This is a genomic window from Micromonospora sp. NBC_01412 (assembly GCF_045040215.1).
Lineage (GTDB): Bacteria > Actinomycetota > Actinomycetes > Mycobacteriales > Micromonosporaceae > Micromonospora > Micromonospora rubida.
Genome location: NZ_CP109528.1, coordinates 5100885 through 5118101, shown reverse-complemented (window position 1 = coordinate 5118101; position 17217 = coordinate 5100885). Strand labels below are relative to the sequence as shown.

At 73.6% G+C, this 17217-nt stretch carries 18 protein-coding genes; 7 read left to right on the top strand and 11 right to left on the bottom strand.

The features are described 5' to 3' along the window. On the top strand, positions 1 to 1554 hold the full coding sequence (locus OG617_RS23435; protein ID WP_405095132.1) for a TRAFAC clade GTPase domain-containing protein: 1554 nt from the start codon (positions 1 to 3) through the stop codon (positions 1552 to 1554). Then, positions 1547 to 1732, top strand: a complete 186-nt coding sequence (locus tag OG617_RS23430) for a hypothetical protein (protein WP_405095131.1) — start codon at positions 1547 to 1549, stop codon at positions 1730 to 1732. Before OG617_RS23435 ends, OG617_RS23430 begins: the two co-directional genes overlap by 8 nt. 2 nt (positions 1733 to 1734) lie before the next feature. Here OG617_RS23430 and OG617_RS23425 read toward each other — a convergent pair whose 3' ends face one another. The 7 genes from OG617_RS23425 to OG617_RS23395 form a co-directional block, all read right to left on the bottom strand. Continuing rightward, positions 1735 to 3609: an AAA family ATPase gene (locus OG617_RS23425; RefSeq protein WP_405095130.1), complete on the bottom strand. Its 1875-nt coding sequence runs from the start codon at positions 3607 to 3609 to the stop codon at positions 1735 to 1737. Then, positions 3606 to 4829, bottom strand: coding sequence for a hypothetical protein (locus OG617_RS23420; protein WP_405095129.1), 1224 nt, complete (start codon positions 4827 to 4829; stop codon positions 3606 to 3608). Before OG617_RS23420 ends, OG617_RS23425 begins: the two co-directional genes overlap by 4 nt. Continuing rightward, the gene (locus tag OG617_RS23415) at positions 4829 to 5506 is read right to left on the bottom strand and encodes a 4Fe-4S single cluster domain-containing protein (RefSeq protein WP_405095128.1); all 678 of its coding nucleotides are present in this window, start codon (positions 5504 to 5506) and stop codon (positions 4829 to 4831) included. Before OG617_RS23415 ends, OG617_RS23420 begins: the two co-directional genes overlap by 1 nt. Next, positions 5503 to 6549, bottom strand: a complete 1047-nt coding sequence (locus OG617_RS23410; protein ID WP_405095127.1) for a hypothetical protein — start codon at positions 6547 to 6549, stop codon at positions 5503 to 5505. Before OG617_RS23410 ends, OG617_RS23415 begins: the two co-directional genes overlap by 4 nt. Then, positions 6546 to 7325 carry a protein phosphatase 2C domain-containing protein gene (locus OG617_RS23405; protein ID WP_405095126.1) on the bottom strand — a complete coding sequence of 260 codons (780 nt, stop codon included), beginning with the start codon at positions 7323 to 7325 and terminating at the stop codon, positions 6546 to 6548. Before OG617_RS23405 ends, OG617_RS23410 begins: the two co-directional genes overlap by 4 nt. Beyond that, positions 7322 to 8077, bottom strand: a complete 756-nt coding sequence (locus OG617_RS23400) for a vWA domain-containing protein (protein ID WP_405095125.1) — start codon at positions 8075 to 8077, stop codon at positions 7322 to 7324. Before OG617_RS23400 ends, OG617_RS23405 begins: the two co-directional genes overlap by 4 nt. A gap of 169 nt (positions 8078 to 8246) precedes the next feature. After that, positions 8247 to 9065, bottom strand: a complete 819-nt coding sequence (locus tag OG617_RS23395) for a hypothetical protein (RefSeq protein ID WP_405095124.1) — start codon at positions 9063 to 9065, stop codon at positions 8247 to 8249. Positions 9066 to 9544: 479 nt separating this feature from the next. Here OG617_RS23395 and OG617_RS23390 point away from each other — a divergent pair, with 479 nt between their 5' ends. Beyond that, positions 9545 to 10645 (top strand): hypothetical protein, encoded by a 1101-nt coding sequence (locus OG617_RS23390; RefSeq protein ID WP_405095123.1) that lies wholly within the window; start codon positions 9545 to 9547, stop codon positions 10643 to 10645. Here OG617_RS23390 and OG617_RS23385 read toward each other — a convergent pair. After that, positions 10565 to 10834 carry a hypothetical protein gene (locus OG617_RS23385; RefSeq protein ID WP_405095122.1) on the bottom strand — a complete coding sequence of 90 codons (270 nt, stop codon included), beginning with the start codon at positions 10832 to 10834 and terminating at the stop codon, positions 10565 to 10567. The two genes, OG617_RS23390 and OG617_RS23385, sit on opposite strands and share 81 nt — an antisense overlap. Positions 10835 to 11223: 389 nt before the next feature. Between OG617_RS23385 and OG617_RS23380 the strand changes: the two genes are divergently transcribed. Beyond that, entirely contained in the window at positions 11224 to 11922 is a 699-nt protein-coding gene (locus tag OG617_RS23380) for a Crp/Fnr family transcriptional regulator (protein ID WP_405095121.1), read from the top strand. A 78-nt stretch (positions 11923 to 12000) separates the two neighbouring features. Here the strand turns inward: OG617_RS23380 and OG617_RS23375 are convergent, their stop codons facing one another. Continuing rightward, positions 12001 to 13584, bottom strand: a complete 1584-nt coding sequence (locus tag OG617_RS23375; protein ID WP_405103920.1) for a mucoidy inhibitor MuiA family protein — start codon at positions 13582 to 13584, stop codon at positions 12001 to 12003. Positions 13585 to 13888: 304 nt separating this feature from the next. On the opposite strand from OG617_RS23375, the gene OG617_RS23370 reads away from it, so the two are divergent. The 3 genes from OG617_RS23370 (at position 13889) to OG617_RS23360 (ending at position 16110) form a co-directional block, all read left to right on the top strand. Further along, positions 13889 to 15388 carry a SulP family inorganic anion transporter gene (locus tag OG617_RS23370; protein WP_405095120.1) on the top strand — a complete coding sequence of 500 codons (1500 nt, stop codon included), beginning with the start codon at positions 13889 to 13891 and terminating at the stop codon, positions 15386 to 15388. After that, a complete protein-coding gene (locus OG617_RS23365) occupies positions 15388 to 15837 on the top strand; it encodes a MerR family transcriptional regulator (RefSeq protein ID WP_405095119.1) in 450 nt (149 codons plus the stop codon). Before OG617_RS23370 ends, OG617_RS23365 begins: the two co-directional genes overlap by 1 nt. Before the next feature lie 102 nt (positions 15838 to 15939). After that, positions 15940 to 16110, top strand: a complete 171-nt coding sequence (locus tag OG617_RS23360; protein WP_405095118.1) for a hypothetical protein — start codon at positions 15940 to 15942, stop codon at positions 16108 to 16110. A 120-nt stretch (positions 16111 to 16230) separates the two neighbouring features. On the opposite strand, the gene OG617_RS23355 is transcribed toward OG617_RS23360, so the two are convergent. Continuing rightward, a complete protein-coding gene (locus OG617_RS23355; RefSeq protein WP_405095117.1) occupies positions 16231 to 16764 on the bottom strand; it encodes a GNAT family N-acetyltransferase in 534 nt (177 codons plus the stop codon). Between the two features lie 211 nt (positions 16765 to 16975). Then, complete coding sequence (locus OG617_RS23350; protein WP_405095116.1) at positions 16976 to 17215, bottom strand: hypothetical protein; 240 nt, start codon at positions 17213 to 17215, stop codon at positions 16976 to 16978. Between the last annotated feature and the right edge of the window lie 2 nt (positions 17216 to 17217).

Below are 17217 nucleotides of genomic sequence, written 5' to 3'. Positions count from 1 at the left end.
ATGCCGTACATCTGGCTCTTCACCTACGTGGCGGCCTGCGTGGTGTGCCTGGTCTTCGTCTCCGCACCGCTGGCCATCGTCGGTTTCGGCGCCGCACTGGTCGGCGGCCTGGCCCTGGCGCTCGGGCTCGCCGGCGTCGTCCTGCTCGGCCGGGCGTCCTGGGCCCGGGTGCGCACCCCCGAGCAGGTCCGCCGGGGCATTCTGCTGGGGCGGGTGGCGCCGGCCTTCGTCCGCCGCGACCGGGCCTGGCCACAGTACTTCGCCGCCCAGGTGCTGCTCGACGTCCGCGCCGTGGCCGAGCGGGCCCTCGCGATCACCCGTCGGGTCTGGACCCGGCCGCTGCCGTGGGCGCGGGCCAACCCGGTCTGGTGGCCGCTGTACGTACCGGTCGTCGCCGTCCAGCTCGGCGTGTCGCTGGGCGCCGCCGCCGGTGTTCTGGGCGTCGCGCTGGTCGCGGCGGGGGTCACGGCGGCGGCCTGGCTGGTCGGCGGGGCCGTGGTCCGGCTGCTGCGCGGGGTGGACGCGGGCTGGCAGGCGGTGCGGCGCTCCCGGGCCAGTTGCCGGCACTGCTACGAGCTGGCGGTCGTGCCCGCGTACCGGTGCCTCGGGCCGCACCCGACGGAGGACCGCCTGGCGGGCGACGACCTGCACCGGGACCTGCGGCCTGGCCTGCTCGGCGTGCTGTGGCGGCGCTGCGGCTGCGGCTGGCTGCTGCCGACCACCGTCCTGCGGGCCGCCTCCAGCCGCCGGCTGGAGGCCCACTGCCCGAGCTGTGGGGAGGCCCTACTGCCGGGTGCCGGGGTGGTCACCGACGTCCGGATGCCCGTGTTCGGTCCCGCGTCGGCCGGCAAGACCCAGCTGATCATGTCGGCGCTGGTGGGGCTGCACCAACGCGGGGAGGACGCCGGCGGCGAGGTGTCCCTTCCCGACGAGCGCGACCGGCAGCGGCACGAGATGTACACCCGGCTCATGCGGGACGGCGGGTCACCGGCGAAGACGGACGCCGGCGGCCCGCCCGTCGCCGTCACGCTCCGGCTGGCCCTCCGATCGCGGGTCGTGCTGGTGCACCTCTTCGACGCAGCGGGTGAGAACCTCGTCGACCGGGAGCAGAACGCCCGGCTGGCCTACCTCGACCACGCCCGCTCGCTGATCTACGTCCTCGACCCGTTCTCGGTGCGGCGGGTGCGCGACGGGTACGCCGAGGGCGCGCCGGACGTCTTCGCCGCGGCGAACCCGGCGACGCACGACCCGGAGGACGCGTACAACGCCACCGTGCAGCGGTTGCAGGACTACGGGGTTCGCACCCGCCGCCGGCGGCTGGCGTTCGTCGTGTCCAAGGCGGACCTGCTCGGGAAGCTGTCGGCCGGCCCGGTGGAACCCGACGGGGTGCGGGCGTGGCTGGTGGACAACGGGCTGGGCAACCTCGTCCTGGCAGCCGAGCGCGACTTCGGCGAGGTGCGCTTCTTCCTGGTCTCCGGTCGATGCCCGGGCCGGGAGGGCGGTTCAGGGCCGGCGAGTTGGATCCTGGCACGGGAATGGGGCAGCCTTGACTGACGGCGGACGGCAGCAGTTCCCACCGGCCCACCGTGCCGCGCGGCTGGCGATCCTCGCCGCCCTGGCCGGCGTGCTGGTCGCCGGCCTGCTCACGGGCGGCCTGACCGGCGTCGTCGGCGCGGCCTGCCAGCGCGGCGCGAACATCATCGCCCAGCTCTGGGCGCCGCTGACCCGGTGACGTCAGGCGTCCCGGATCACCGTGCCGCGCGGCCCGACCGACAGGTGCAGGGCAGCCTGCCCGGGATGGTCGAAGACGTGTCCCACCAGAGGGTCCCGCACCAGGCGGTCCAGGGCGTCGCGGATGCTGCGCACCCCGAGCCGCAGCGCCTCCGGCCGGCGCATCACCTCCTGCACCCGCAGCACGACGGCCTCCTCGTCCATGGTCAGTCGCACGCCCCGACGGCCGGCGCTGGCGGTGAGCTGCGCCAGCAGCTTGCGGACGATGCGATCGACGAACTCCGGTCGCAGGATGTCGAAGACGGTGATGCCGCCGCCCAGCCGGCCGAGCAGCTCGGGCCGCCCGAGCCCGGTGGTGAAGTGCTCGCGCACGGCGCGTTCGAAGTGCGCGGTGACCGTGTCGTAGTCGGGTAGTTCACCGCCGTCGAGCCAGCCGTACGTCTCGGCGGCCCCCAGGTTCGACGTGAAGATGATGACCGTCTCGGAGAAGTAGGCGGTGTTGCCCAGCGCGTCCGTGAGCCGACCGTCGTCGAGCACCTGGAGGAACTTGTCGAACACCGAGGCGTGCGCCTTCTCGATCTCGTCGAAGAGCAGCACGCTGAACGGGCGCTGGCTCACCCGGTTCGTGAGCTCCCCGCCGCGTTCGTGGCCGACGTACCCGGGTGGCGCTCCGGTCAGCCGCTCCGCGGAGTGCGACTCGGCGAACGTCGACATGTCGAACCGGGCCAGCGCTGTCTCGTCGTCGAAGACGAACTCGCTCAGCGCCCGGGCGAGCTCCGTCTTGCCGACGCCGGTGGGCCCGACGAAGAAGAAGATCCCCTTGGGGCGCGACTCGGAGCTGTGCGGGTCGGCCACGAAGTCGATGCCGACGGTGGCGGCCGTCAGCGCCCGGCGGACCCGTTCGACCGCGACGGGCTGGCCGATGACCCGTTCCTCGACTGCGGGGGCGAACCGGGTGAGCCGGTCCCGGACCTGCCGCCAGGGGTCCCGCCGGGGGCCGAAGAGGGTGCGTTTCATCAGCGTCCGGGGCTCGTCCAGCGGGATGCGCTGGAGCTTGCTCATCCGCCACAGGCCGTCCAGCTCGGTGATCGCCATGCCCTCGCTGAGGTTGGCCAGCACCCTCAGGTCGTCGGAGGGCCGCCGGGCGTCGGCCGCCTGGTGGAAGTGGCGGGCCTGCTGGTGCAGGTACACGTGCCGCTCGTCGAAGGTCGGCAGCGCCGCCTCGACCACCTGGACGTACGGCCGGTCCCGGTAGAGCCAGGCCGGCAGGGTGCCCAGGTCGTCGGCGACCAGCACGAGCAGGTTGCGCACCGGGCCGGTCTGGGCCGCTTCGGTCATCGCCTTGGCCATGGTGCCCAACAGGCGGCGCTCGGCGTCCCCGCCGCGGTCGGGCGGGGCGAGCATCAGATCGACCAGGTCGACGATGAACGCCGACGAGGTGGCGCCCTGCCGCAGCACCGTACGGATCGCGGCCAGCGCGTCGTACGGGTTGCTCAACGTCGGCGCCGGGGCGTCGCGCAGGGCTGCGGCGAACCGGTTCCGGACCGCGCCGGCCCGGCCGGTCGACGCCGCCGGCTCGGGCTCGGCGGCCCGGTCGCCGCCTGCGGCGGTCAGCCGCTGGAACTCCCGCTCGTCGTCCGGGCCCGCGAAGCTCAACCCGTCGACCAGGTCGTAGTAGCCCGTCAGCTGGTAGCCGAAGACCGACAGCAGCCCGGTGACCGCGTTGCGCAGCGGCTGGAACGACCGGTCCCACCGGACCAGGTCGCGGACGTTGCCGTGGATGATCACGTGCCGGCCCCGGGCGATCTCCGCGGTGACCCGCTCGATCCAGGCCGCGGCCGGCCGGGCCGTGGGCCGGTCTGTCGTGCCGTCGCTCACTGCCGGCTCCGGTCGTCGTGGCCGGCGCGCTCCCGGGCCTGCCGGGCGGGCGGCCGGGGCTGGCCGGGTTTGCCCTCCCAGTGCAGGCCGTCGGCGGCCACACCCTGCCGGCCGAGCTGGGTGTGGAAGCGTTCGAGCAGTTCCTCGGTCAGGTCGCAGCGGAAGGTCTCGCCGTCCGGCGAGGTCTCCACGACCGTGTCGACCCCGTCGCTGCGGTACTCCAGCCGGTTGCCTCGGCCGTCACCGGCGTGCACGGTGAGCTCGATGGCCGATCCGTCGGCGCGCTGGGCGACGAAGACCACCGTCGAGTCCCGCTCCGCCAGGCTGCCCGACACCACCCGCAGGCCGGCGGCGGGCAGCGCGGCGCTGGCCGCCTCCACGATGACCGCCATCCGCTCCAGCTGGTCGAGGCGGGCGTCGACGTCGGCCGTCACGGCCTCGACGCGACGGCGCAGCCCGTCCACCCGGTGCTCCCAGCGGCTCAGGTTCCCGGCGTCCCGTTCCTCGCGCAGGTCGTCCACCTCGACGCGCAGCTCGGCCGCCTCGGCCACCGCGACCCCCGCCGCCTCGGCGTCGGTCAGCACGACGGCCAGCCGGCTGGCGAGCTCGTCGGTCTCCGTGGCCAGCCGCAGCAGCTGTCCCTGCCGGTCGCGGACCGTCTCCAGGTGCGCCCCGACGGCCGCGCCGAGCCGCTGGTGGGTCTCGGCGAATCGCCGGGCGTCCCCGGTGCGGTCCTGCGCCTCGGCCCGCAGCGCCGCGACGGACCGGTGCCCGGCCGGGTCGAGGCGTTCGCGGTCGACCAGCTCCTGGAGCGGTTCGAGGATGAGGTCCAGGGCGCGGCCGTGCTCCCGGCGGGTCAGCTCCCCCGCCACGGCGGCGGTCAACGCGTCCGCGCGGCGCTCCGCGCGACGCAGCTCCCCGCCGGTCCGGGCGAGGCCGGCCTCGTCTGCGGGCTGGGGCAGCGCGGCGAGCCGGGCGACCTCCGCGGTCACCTCGGCGCCCTGGGGCAGCGCCCGGGACGTGTCGGCGAGGTGACGCAGCCGCGCCGTCAGGGCGTCCCTGCGCGCGGTCGCGGCCACGATGCCGGCGTCGAGCCGCCGCTGGCGGGCCTCCTCCTGGCGTCGCCGACGTTCCTCCTCGCGTCGCCGCCGGGCGGCCTCCACCTGGGCGCGGCGCGCGGCGTCGAGCGCGACGGTCGTGTACTTCGGGCTTCCGGACATCATCGGCCTCTCTCGTCGGTCGGCGCGGGATCGCCGGACGGCTGCGGGGCACCATCGGACGGCGCGAGCACGACTCCCCGGGCCGCCATGCCGGCCTCGAACCCGGCGCGGAAGTCGGCCACCGGCGGAACACCGATCCACTCGACGCCGTCGCCGGTCAGGTGCAGCTCGATCCCCGCCGAGACGTCCCGGTCCGGCGGCGGGTGCCGGTCGGTGAGGAAGTGCAGCCGCTGGTTCGCGGAGCCGCGCCACCTCAGGTCGGCGTGCCGGGCCGCCACGTATGGACCGTCCACGAGGATGTCGAGCTGCCCCAGCAGCCGCCGCTGGGCCGGGTCGCCGTGCCGGCGCAGGTGCTCGATCGGGTATCCGCTGAACGACATCACCGACCAGTCGCGGCCGGACCGGATCCGGTCCACCAGCGCGCTGAGCCCCGCCGCCTGCGCCATCGGCTCGCCGCCGGAGAACGTCACGCCGGTGATCTCCGGCGGCAGGCCGCCGAGCCAGCCGGCCAGGTCGTCGACGGTGCGGGTGGTCCCGCCGGTGAAGGGCAGGTCTTCGGGCGCGACGCAACCCACGCACCGCAGCGGGCAACCCCGGACCCAGACGACCGCGCGCAGACCGGGACCGAGCACGGCGGTGCGGTCGGCGACCCTGCTGATCCCGATCGTCGTCGTCATCGTCCACCTCCGGGGAACGGGTCGGGTGCCCCGGCCTCGACCATCCGGCACCAGGGGCAGTGCCGGCCCTCGCGCGGGTACACGTGGGTCGCCACGGCGGGGCAGGGCACCAGGCTGTCCCTGGCGTACGCGAGGGCCGCCGCCCAGGACTGCGGGCCGGGGCGGGCGGCGGGCGCGGTGTGCCCGGCGTCGAGGGCATCGCCGAGCCTGCGGCGCAGCACCGCAGGCAGGGCCTCCGGCGGGACGGCGGCGGCGGGCACCCGGACGTCGGCGCCGAGCAGCCGGCACCGGCGGAGCCGGACGTTGTCGACCTCCTCGACCGGCCCGGCGGTCTCGCGGGGCACGCCCCCGAAGGGATGGAAGCCGAGGCAGGTGAGCTGAGCCACCAGCACGGCCAGGGCCCAGTGGTCACTGGCCGGTTCCCGCCTGCGCGACGGCTCGTCCAGGTGCTCGGGCGCCGTGTACTCAGGCCGGGAGAACGGGCACGTCAGGTCCTCCCCGGTCACCGGGTCGCGCAGCTGCCAGCCGTCCGCGTCGATGAGGCAGACGCCCCCGGACGCGGAGACGAAGACATTCGCCGGTGCGAGGTCACCGACCACGTGCCCACGCTGGTGCACGACGTGGACGACACGTGCCAGCTCCTCCGCCACGGTCAGCCACCAGGACCACGTCGCACCGGGCAGCATCCGGGCCCGGACGGCCGGGTTGAACAGGGTCGGCAGCGGGGCGAAGCGCGGGTGGGCGAGCCGGGGCGCGGCGTAGCCGAGCAGCTGGCCGTCGTCGCGCCGGTGCACCGCGGCGCTCGGCCAGGCCACCAGCGGCTGCCCGGACCCTCCGACCCATCCGGCCGGGTCGGCGAGCATGACCCGCAGCCGGTCGGCCAGGTGCACCCGGTCCGCGCGGTGCAGCACCTTCACCACCGTGTCCGGCCGGTCCCGCAGCCCGAAGACCCGCCCCTGGGAGCCGGCCGACCCGACTGGTGCGCCCAGGCTGGCGGCCGACCGGCGGCCGTCCGGGGCGATCAGCCACACGTCGAGGCTCATCGGGGCACCGCCAGCACGAGGGTGCGGTCGTCGTCGGTGAGGGTGCCGACCCTCCGGCCGCAGAGCAGCCGGGTCAGCGCCGTCGGGTCCGGGTCGGGCGCCTCGACCAGCGCGAAGAGCTGCCCGAAAGCGGCGGCGCCTGGCCGGCTGGGCCGGGTCCCGTCGTACTCGACGAGGAGGCTGTCCAGGCCGTCGGTGCACACGGCGAGGCCGGTCAGGTCGGGCAGCCGCGCGACCAGCCGGCGGGTGTCCGCCACGGCCCGCGCCGTCGGCAGCAGCGCCGTCGCGCCGGGTGGCCGACCGGCGGCGTCCGGCGGGGCGGCCAGCAGTGCGAGGTCGCCGCCGTCGGTGCGGACCACGACCACACCGTCACCGACGGCGAGCACGCCGACCCACGGCGGGTGGGCGACCACCACGGTCACCGTCGTGGCGAGGTCCTCGGGGCGGAACCCGCCGGCGGCCCGCGCCAGGGCCCGCGCCGCTCGCCGAAACCGCCGGAAGAGCTGGTCCCGCGCGGCGTCCAGCAGGGCGGACCAGGCGACGGCGGTCCCCGGTGGCCGGTCCCGGACGAGGGCGACGAGCACCTGCGTCGCCAGCGCGACGGCCAACGACGCGCCGGCTGCGGCGTAGCGGCGTCCGCCGGCTCCGTCGGCGACGACGAGCAGCAGGACGCCGTCGACCTCCCGCACCGCGTACGCGTCCTGGCCGCTCACCCCGGCGCGGGCGTGCGCCCCACCCGCGACGCTTCCGGCCAGGATCGACCACCGCGCCGTCACCAGAACTCGTCCCCGTACACCTGGCTGCGCACCTGCTCGAAGTCGACGTGCTCGGACGTGGCCACGAGGATCAGGTCGAGCAGCTTCCTCAGGTCGAGGTCCGCCAGGGGGAAGTAGCCGCTGGCGGTGGCGAGCGCCCGCATCACCTCGTCGTCGACGCCCGGCACGCCGAACGCGAACAGTCGCATCCGCCCGGTCGAGCGCCACTGTTCCAGCCGTCGGGCGAGGGGCCGCCAGTCGTCCGTCGGGTTGCCCTCGGCGTCGGTCGGCGCCCCGTCGCTGACCAGGATCAGCCGCGGGCCGCCGGTCTGCTGGGCGTGGACCGTCTGCACGTGCCGCCGCCGTTGCTCCACGAGTGACAGCGCCAACTCGACCGCCTCCACCATGGGCGTCGCGCCTCCCGCCACCAGCGGCGCCAGCTCCAGCCGCGACGCGGGCACGAAGGCCCCGCCGTCCTCGGCCGACGGCGTGCCGTCGCCGGACACCACGCCCACCCCGCCCGCGCCGAAGGTGACCACCACGAACTCGACGTCCCGGAGCGGACCACGGCCCTCGGCGCGCACTGTCGGCAGCCAGCGGGCCAACTCCCGGTTGAGCGCGTCGATGGCCACCACCCCGTTGCTCTGGGTGGCGGCCATCGAGCGTGAGGTGTCGATCAGCAGGGCCACGAACCGGCGCCGGTGCGTGTCGGTGACGAACTCCACCTCGTCCGGCTCGTCCGTGTCGTCCTCGAACAGCGCAAAGGGGTTCACCGGGGGGTCGCCCCCTCGGCCGGGTCCGGCGGCGTCGCCGTGGGTCGCCGGACCACGTTTCGGGCACGGGCCCCGCCTGCCCGCGACCGGGTGGGAAAGCTCTCCACGTCCCTATCTGACGGACCGCGCCGCCGTCCCGCCCGCACGTCGTCGTCGCCCGGCCGCCACGTCAGCCGTCCGGGCCGGCGGCGGCCCAGGCCACGCCGTACGCGTAGCCCTGTTGCAGGCCCTCGAAGGCCGACGACACCTCGCCGATGCCGTCCGGGCTGAGCCGGTCCCCGCCCGGCGCGCGGTCGTCCACGGAACGCGGCGGCACGCCGTCCAGGCGCCAGACCAGCGCGGGGCCGCCGCCGGCCGGGAACCGCAGCCGTACGGTGCAGCGGGCGCACGGTGCCAGCGGCTGGAAGACGTAGTGCTCCCGGATCGGCTGGCCCGCCGGAACGCGGTAGTGCAGGCACAGCTCGTGCCGCTCCCCGGGTGCCAGGACCCGGGGCAGGGTGAGGACGAGCCGGAAGAACTGCCCGTCGTTGTGCCGGGTCACCTCCCGGATCCGGGCTCCGTAGAGGACGTCGACGGCGACGTCGTGCTCCGGGCGGTCGTCGCCCGGTCGCCGGGGCAGGCTGAACTGCACGGTGATCTCCCCGACCGGCCGGATCGCCACGACGTCCCGCGTCTCGTAGAGCTCGGGTGACGGCGTGTCGAGCCGCAGCAGCGCGTGCATGCCGTGCAGGTGCCAGGACGGACCCGTGTCGGACGGGGCGTCCGCGACGGCGGCGCGCACCAGCCGGGCCACCGCCTCGTCGATCCGGCGGCGTGCCGTGCGCTGCTGGCACGTCAGCTCGCGCGCGAGTTGGTCCGTCCGCCGGTCCAGCCGCAGGTAGGAGTGCTCGGGATCGAGCGCGTACGCCAGCACGAGAGCACGACGCAGGTCGGTGGGCAGGTCGGCGGAGAGGGCCAGCAGGGTGGCCCGCACCTTCGCGCGTACCACCGGGTCGGGCTCCGCCGGCGAGATGCCGCACAGGTCGGCCAGTCGCGGCCCCAGGCGACGGAGCAGGGGGCTGCTCTGCAGACCGGGCCCCCGACGCAGCTCCAGCAGTTCCTGCCGGAGCCCGTCCTCGTACGAGGGGCGGGGTTCGCTCCCGGGGCGCAGGGTCGTCTCCTCTCTGCGGATGGTCCGTCAGGACGGTGGGGAGGCTACCGGTTCGCAACCGGCGGCGCGGCCCGTCCGGCTCCGGCTGTCCACTTCGCGACCATTATCTGACCAGCAGATTGGCAATCTTCTGGCCAGTGCCGATCGGGAATTGGCACGAGTATGGGCGGGGCCACGAACCGCCTCTTCACCGGCCGGGGGACAACGCGCGGCGCGCACATCCGACACATTGTTATCGATCACCAACAAACCCTTTTCCATCTGCAAATTGCAGATTACAACCCCCGTAGCTCGGTACCTGTTCCGGGAGGAGCGTCATGACGAACGTGAATGACACGGCCTCGCTGCCATCCCCGCGCGCCGCCACCGACAACGCGGCGGTGGGCACGACGGCTCGCGCGCTGCTGTCGTACCGCCCCCGGTCCGAGGTGAGGGAGCTGCGCGACCTGGCCCGCCGGGGGGACCTGGCGGCCCGCGCGGCGTCCGCGCCACCCGCGGCCCGCGCCCGGCTCGTCAGCGCCGCGTACGACATCGTCTGGCCGATCGTCTTCCACCGGGTGACCCGGCCGGTCGAACGCCGGCGGGGCCACTGGGCCTGCGCGACCGCGGTCCAGATGCTCGCCGACGACTGCCTCGACCGCCACCACGACGACGTGGAGGCCGTCGTCACCGACCTGATCACCAACGCCAGGGTGCCGATCATCGACGTGGAGCGCTGGGTGGCCGCCCGGCTCACCGCCGCCACCGTCGACGGTCACCGCCGCCGGCGCGGCCGGCGGGGCGCGCTGCAACGCCCCCGGGTGCCGGGCTGGCTCGCCGCCGAACTTGGCGAAGACCCCTGGCTGACCGACCTCGCCGTGCAGATCCTCACCTGGGTCGGCGTGGCCACCACCGCCGGCACTCAGCTCTGGCCGTTGGACAGTTGGGCGCAGCGGCGGGAGTCGGTGACCGGCGACCTGACGGGCAGCGACGGCCCGACGGTGTCCCGGGAGGTCGACCAGGTGCTGGCCGCCATGCGGCGGCGACCACGCTGGTACGCCGACTACGTGGAGCGTCCGCTCGGCAGCAAGCGCCCCCCGGTCCTCGCCGCAGCGGGCGACGGGGTGGCGGCCCCCCGCCCGCTGTTGCCCGTCGGCCCGCAGGACCGCGCCGAGGCCCAACTGGCCGACCTCGCGTCCGCCGCCGTGGCGGCGATCAGCCGAGGGCTGCGGTCCGGAGCGGACCCGGTGGCCACAGTGGTGGGGGTCCTCGGCACAGTTTTCGGCGCGGGCACGGGCACCGGGAGCGAGGAGATCGACCGGACGCCCGACGGCGCACCGCGCCCCGACGAGTGGGTCTCAGCCCTGCTCGACGACGCCGATGCCGTCCGGGGCGTCGTCGACGAGGTGCTGCGCGTCATCGGTGAGGCCCCCCAGTAGCCAGAGCGTCCAGGCCCGGTCGGTCACCAGGTCCGCGAGGGCTGCCGGGGGCACCCCCGCCGCCCGCGCGGCGCGCCACGCCTCGGTGAGTTCCCACTCAAGGAGCCGCCGGAGGCTCTCCCGCTGCCGGTGCGAGAGCTCCCCCGGCACCCGGGCAGGTTCGGGGCCCGCCGGATCGTCGGGGCTCACCGCCTCACCACCCGCCGGCCGGTGACCCCGGCCCCGCAGCCGCCCGCCGGCCGTCGCGCCCCGGCCCGGCCGCTCGACCGGGCGGCCGGACGGTCTTCGCCATCTGTCCTCCGATCCGTGCCACACCAGCCTGCGTCACCCGCCCTCATCTGACGGACGGCCGGGCCCACGGGCGCGGACAGCCGGCCCGCCGGTCATCGGGCGCGTCCCGGGACCGGCGGGCTGACGTGCGACAGGCTTTCAGCGGCAGGACTGCCCTAGGTGTGACTCCACGTCCCCTCCCCTCGACGTGCCGGACTGTCCGATGCGGGTATTGCATCCCCGTCGGGCGAGCGGTATTCCGGGAAAGGACGGGATCTCCCTCCCGCCAGGCCTCAGGAGGACATCGCATGTCTGCCGCACCGCCGGACGACGACGCAGCCTGGTCCGCCGGGTCGTTCATGGACCAGGTCGCCGCCACCACGCGCCGGGAACTGCTGGCCCTCGGCGTCACCCGCACGGTGTCCGCCGGCCGGCGCCTGCTGACCGAGGGGGCGCGGGACACCCACGTCGAGGTGATCCGGCGCGGCTTCGTCAAGGTCACCGCAGCCGTGGACGGGACGGAACGGCTGCTCGCGATCCGCCTGCCCGGCGACCTTGTCGGCGAGTTGGCGGCCATGACCGGTCATGGCCGCACCGCGACCGCTACCGCGTGCGGCGACGTGGTGTCCACCGTCATCAGACAGGCGGACTTCCTCGCCTACCTGGGCGGCCACCCCACGGTGGCCGCCCAGGTCACGGCCACCGTGGGCGAGCGGCTACGGTGGGCGAACACCCGCCGGGTGGACTTCGCCGCCTACCCGGTGCACGTCAGGCTCGCCCGGGTGCTCGCCGACATCGCGGCGCACTGCGGCCGGGCCGACGACGACGAACTCGTCATCGGGGTCGAGCTGAGCCACACCGAGCTCGCGACCCTGGTCGGGGCAGCGACGGACACGACCCAGCGGGCGTTGCGGACCCTGCGGGCAGAGGGACTGATCCGCACCGGTTACCGCCGGATCGCGGTTCTCGACCTGACGGGCCTCCGCGCGCTCGCAGCCCCCCGATGAGCAGCCGAGGCCGTGCGGAGACGGGTGCCACGAGGTCTCCGGTATCGGGTTCCGAAGAAGGGGCCCTTCCTTACCCGGTCACTCCCGCCAGCCGGCCAGCTCGACCCCCTTCGCGAGTTCGACCCGGAAGCCCATGGTGATCTCGCCGCTCTCTCCCGGCGCGAGCCGCAGCCGCCAGGTCAGCTCGCCCAGCTCGGTACGCTCGGCCGGCGGCGGGACGAGGGTGGGTTCCCGTACGACTACTGCCTCGTCGCGGGACACCGGCAGCTGGTCGCGTACCTCCACGCTCGCCGGCCGGGGCGTGTGGTTGGCCACGCTGATCCGGTACTCCACGTCCCGCCGCCGGGTCGAGCCGAGCGTGGCCCGGGTGTCGGCGCGCCGGCCCAGTTTCCGTTCCACCCGTACCCGGTCGTCCACCCCGAGCGCCAGTTCGGTCTCCTCACCGGGCACCCACATCGGCAGCCGGGTGGCCGCGACGAAGTCGGCACCGTGGAAAACCGCCGCCGCGCCGGGGAGCAGCGTGTGCTCCGAGGTGTTGCGTACCGTCGCACGCAGGTGCGCCTCGGCCGCGCGGACCGGCACGGTCACATGGTCCAGCCGGGCCGGCAGGTCCAGTACGGCGATGGTGGCCCGGTACGCGCTGCCGTCCGCCGGCACCGCGACCGGGCGGGCCGGCCGGTAGGTGGCCGCGGTGACCCCCTGCTCGACCGCGGCGACGCTCTCCCGCACCTTGGGGCGCGACGGGCCGGACCGGGCCGCCCCGCCCATGGTGGGCGGCGGCGCGCCCGGCGCCGGGGGTGCCGGCCGCGCGTCGTAGCTCGCCGCCAGCATGGCCGTCTGCGGCGGCGCCGGCCGGACCCGGTCGAGATACCAGGGCGACAGTTCGGGTACGCCGGCCGCCGCCGCCGGGCGGGCGGTCGAGAGCTGGAGTACGCACTCCGGCCAGTCCTCGCCGGTGTCCTGGCTGACCAGACCGAACCAGGTGACGTTCATGGTGTCGTCGACCAGCCGCAGGTCGTAGGAGGGCTGCCAGCGGGCCCCGTCGACCAGGTAGGTCAGCTCCAGGTCCAGCTCGGCGTCGTCGGCGTCCACCGACACGGTCACCTCGGCGGCCAGCCGGTCCGGTTTCCGCTTGCCCTTCGCGGCGTCCAGCTGCCGCTCGACAGCCGCCAGTTCCTCGGTCAGATCGGTACGCCGCCGGGCCAACCCGCGTCGGCGGCTCTGGGACTCGGCAAGCTGGCCAGCCATCGAGTCGGCGAAGGTGGCCACGTCGGTCGGGCCGGCGTCCCCGGAGGCCAGCGCGCGGGCGTACGTGCCGCCGGCCCGCTCGGCCAGCCGGGCGAGGAACTGCCCCCGCTGCGCCTCGATCTCGTACGTGTCGTTGACCTCGGCCAGCTCGTCGGCCAGCTCCCGGCTTCGCTGCTCCAGGCCGCGGACCTGTCCGTCGGCGCTGCGCGCCTGCCGCCACGTTGTCACGTCCACACCGAGCACGGTGGCCGCGCCCCGGCCGCCGACCCGTAGCGAGTCCCGCCGCAGGCCCAGCGGCAACGGTGCGATACGTACCCGGTGCTCACCGGCGGCCAGCCGGGTGCTGCCCCGGCGGGTGATCCGGGCCCGGTCCGGGTAGACGGTGACACCGACGATGGGTGCTTCGATCTCCATTGCCTTCACGGCGGCGAGGGTAGTCGGACCGCGCTCGCACCCCGGCGCCCCGTCACGGGATGCGAGGCTCGGCCTCGCCGACCACCCGGCCAGCCGAACTCCCGGCGCGGCGATGCCGCCCCGGCACCTCCGCCGCCCGACGTGATGGCCGGCACTTGCCATCCGACTCTCCCCTTACGGAAGGGTAGGCTCCGCCGAGGTCGCCGAGGTATGGCGGGCAGCCCGACCGTTCCGTAACCGCCCGTCCCGACCACAGGACGGTGGTATGGGCCCTCGCTGAGCGCGCCTGAGTGGAAATGACCGTATGTCTGCTGCGTTTCCTCCGGTCACCCGGCCGCGCCTGTCCCGTCCGTCCTGGCTGTCACCGAAGGTGTTCCGCACCGAGGTCCTCGCTGGCCTGGTCGTCGCACTCGCGCTGATCCCCGAGGCGATCTCCTTCTCGATCCTGGCCGGGGTTGACCCCCGCGTCGGTCTGTTCACCTCGTTCACCATGGCCGTGGTCATCGCGATCTGCGGCGGACGTCCAGCGATGATCTCCGCCGCGACGGGCGCTGTCGCCCTCGTCGTCGCCCCACTGGTGAAGGAGCACGGCCTGGAATACCTGATCGCGGCGGTGATCCTCGGTGGCGCGATCCAGGTCCTTCTCGCGGTGCTGGGAGTGGCGAAGCTGATGCGGTTCATCCCGCGCAGCGTCATGGTCGGCTTCGTCAACGCCCTGGCCATTCTCATCTTCGCCGCGCAGATCCCTCACCTGATCGGCGTGCCGTGGCTGGTCTACCCGCTCGTCGCGGTCGCGTTGGCGATCATGGTGGGGTTGCCCCGGCTCACCCGCGCGATTCCCGCACCGCTGGTCGCAATCGTCGTGCTGACCGTCGTCACGTTGGTCGCCGGCGTGGCCGTGCCGACCGTCGGCGACGAAGGCGCTCTGCCGGACAGCCTGCCCACCCTCGGCGTGCCGCAGGTTCCCTGGACCCTCGACACTCTCAGCCTGATCGCCCCCTACGCGTTGGGTGTGGCGCTTGTCGGGCTGATGGAATCACTGATGACCGCCAAGCTCGTCGATGACCTCACCGACACCCACTCCGACAAGACCCGCGAGTCCTGGGGCCAGGGTGTCGCCAACATCGTCACTGGATTCTTCGGCGGCATGGGCGGCTGCGCGATGATCGGCCAGACGATGATCAACGTGAAGGCGTCCGGTGCCCGTACCCGGTTGTCGACCTTCCTGGCCGGCGCGTTCCTGCTCGTCCTGGTCGTCGCGCTCGGTGACGTGGTCGCGGTCATCCCGATGGCCGCCCTGGTCGCCGTGATGATCATCGTTGCGGTGTCGACGTTCGACTGGCACTCCGTCACCCCGAAGACGCTCAGGCGGATGCCGTACGGCGAGACCGTCGTCATGCTGGCCACCGTCGCGACCACCCTGGCCACCCGCAACCTTGCCGTCGGTGTTGTCGTCGGCGTGCTCACCGCCATGGTGATCTTCGCCCGCCGGGTCGCCCACCTGGTCGAGGTCACCAGCGTCCTTGACCCGGACGGCACGACCCGGATCTACTCCGTGCGTGGTGAGCTGTTCTTCGCCTCCAGCAACGACCTCGTCGGTCAGTTCGACTTCGCGAACGACCCCGACAACGTGGTCATCGACATGACCCACGCCCACGTCTGGGACGCCTCCTCCGTCGCCGCCCTGGATGCGATCAGCATCAAGTACGCCGCCCGGGGCAAGACCGTCGAGATCATCGAGCTGAACAAGCCCAGCGCCCGAATCCACGACACCCTCGCCGGTCAGCTCGGCGTCGACCACTGATGGCCGTCACCAGCCGCGGCCCCGGGTTGGAGCACACCTCCGGCCCGGCCCCCGGTCGATTGATGCAGATCGGGGAGGCCGCCGAGCGGGTCGGGCTGAGCATCCGCACCATCCGCCACTACGAGGAAGCCGGCCTGATCGTCCCCTCCGCGCGCAGCGAGGGCGGCTTCCGCCTCTACACCGAACCCGACCTCGACCGGCTCGCCGTGGTCAAACGGATGAAGCCCCTCGGCTTCACCCTCGACGAGATGCGCGACCTCCTCGACGTCCTCGACGCCCTCCACACCGCCACCGCCACCGACCGCCGCGAACTGCTCGACCGGCTCGGCACGTTCCACACCGCCGCCGTCACCCGCGTCGGCGCACTACGCGACCAACTCGCCATGGCCGAAGGCTTCGCCGGCACGCTCCGCGACAAACTCGACCAACACGGCGGCCCAACCGCCTGATCTCCCGTCTGGGAACGGGCGGCCGGCTGTCCGGGATCTCGGAGCTACTTCGTCACCTATCGGCCCGATCTGCAGGAGGCCCTTGACGACCTGCGGGCGCGGGTGTTCGCAGACGGTGACCACCGGCGACGCCCGGCGCTGCGCGGGTACGAGGTGTTGACCCGCGAGCACGTGGTGGCCATAGGCGGGTTGGCCGAACAACGCTGGTTCGGCCGGTGCGCGGTCCTGCACGACGTCACCGGCCGACCCGACGAGATCTACTTCTGGGGCTGATCCGGCGACTGACGACCATCTTTCGCCGCCTCCTCGCTGCTCCGCCGTGGTCGTCATCCCGGCCTTCCTCGTGCCACAGCCGGTTCAACGCCGACAGTTAGGCGCGTATGGCGGTTGCGGTCAGTTCGCGTCCCACTCGGTAGCGAGTAACCCGAGAATGGCCTCATCAGCGAAGTCCCCATTCACCCAGGCCGCCCGGCGCAGGGTGCCTTCGGGCACGAACCCTGCCTGGGTGGCTGCTCGTATCATCGCGGCATTGTCGGTCAGCGTCTCGACCTGCAACCGATGTAGGCCGCGCACCACGAGGCCGTAGTGGCACAGCACCCGGATGACGTCGGTGCCCAGCCCACGGCCGCGGAAGGCCGGCCGCAGCGAGATTCCGATGTGCGCCATTCTGTGATTCAGGTCGATTCCCCACAACAGCGCCTCGCCCGCCAGTTCGTCATCGGCGAGCTGCACCACCGAGAAGCACGCGGCATTGTCGGTGGGGTCGGAAACCGTGAATGGCGACGCGGCGGAGCCCGGTGCGATCGGACGCCATGGACGGGAATCGGCCTTTGACCAGGTCGCGACGTCGTCGTAGAGCTCAGATTGCAGGACGGGAACGTCGGTTTCGTGTCGGGCCCGCAGCCCGATCCTGTCGCCACGTAGCATGCCGTATTCCTACCCGACGCGACCTATGTGATCAACCTAGTTGTTCGCTGGACACCTCGCGAACTCCGGCACAGCTTCGTGTCGGTCATGGAAAAAGGCCCGGAGCATCAGTGTGATCTGGCCTTCCCTGCGTGGGCGATACTGGTTTCGAACCAGTGACCTCTTCGTCCCGAACTGGCGGCGGGCGGGTCGGATCGGGTGTCGTCCGAGGTCATCCGGTCTGCTGGGGGTCGTTCGGGTCGGGTGTGGTCGGCTCGGTTGCTGTACTCCACAGCTGTACTTGCTTGGCTGCGTGCAGGACGTCATGGGCGGCGGCGGCCACCGGGCAGTTTGCCGTCCGGCAGATCGGGCAGCGGCCGTCGGGTCCGGGTTGATGGTCGCGGAGGACCCAGCGGGCGGTGAGGATCAGCCGGTTGCGGATCTGGGCCAGGGAGAGGAACGGCGCGGTCATCC

Bases quoted from the DNA above. Each gene is read 5' to 3' on its own strand.
- OG617_RS23435 (WP_405095132.1), top strand. From the start codon at position 1: ATGCCGTACATCTGGCTCTTCACCTACGTGGCGGCCTGCGTGGTGTGC.
- OG617_RS23420 (WP_405095129.1), bottom strand. From the start codon at position 4,829: ATGTCCGGAAGCCCGAAGTACACGACCGTCGCGCTCGACGCCGCGCGC.
- OG617_RS23415 (WP_405095128.1), bottom strand. From the start codon at position 5,506: ATGACGACGACGATCGGGATCAGCAGGGTCGCCGACCGCACCGCCGTG.
- OG617_RS23410 (WP_405095127.1), bottom strand. From the start codon at position 6,549: ATGAGCCTCGACGTGTGGCTGATCGCCCCGGACGGCCGCCGGTCGGCC.
- OG617_RS23390 (WP_405095123.1), top strand. From the start codon at position 9,545: ATGACGAACGTGAATGACACGGCCTCGCTGCCATCCCCGCGCGCCGCC.
- OG617_RS23380 (WP_405095121.1), top strand. From the start codon at position 11,224: ATGTCTGCCGCACCGCCGGACGACGACGCAGCCTGGTCCGCCGGGTCG.
- OG617_RS23375 (WP_405103920.1), bottom strand. From the start codon at position 13,584: ATGGAGATCGAAGCACCCATCGTCGGTGTCACCGTCTACCCGGACCGG.
- OG617_RS23370 (WP_405095120.1), top strand. From the start codon at position 13,889: ATGTCTGCTGCGTTTCCTCCGGTCACCCGGCCGCGCCTGTCCCGTCCG.
- OG617_RS23365 (WP_405095119.1), top strand. From the start codon at position 15,388: ATGGCCGTCACCAGCCGCGGCCCCGGGTTGGAGCACACCTCCGGCCCG.
- OG617_RS23355 (WP_405095117.1), bottom strand. From the start codon at position 16,764: ATGCTACGTGGCGACAGGATCGGGCTGCGGGCCCGACACGAAACCGAC.
- OG617_RS23350 (WP_405095116.1), bottom strand. From the start codon at position 17,215: ATGACCGCGCCGTTCCTCTCCCTGGCCCAGATCCGCAACCGGCTGATC.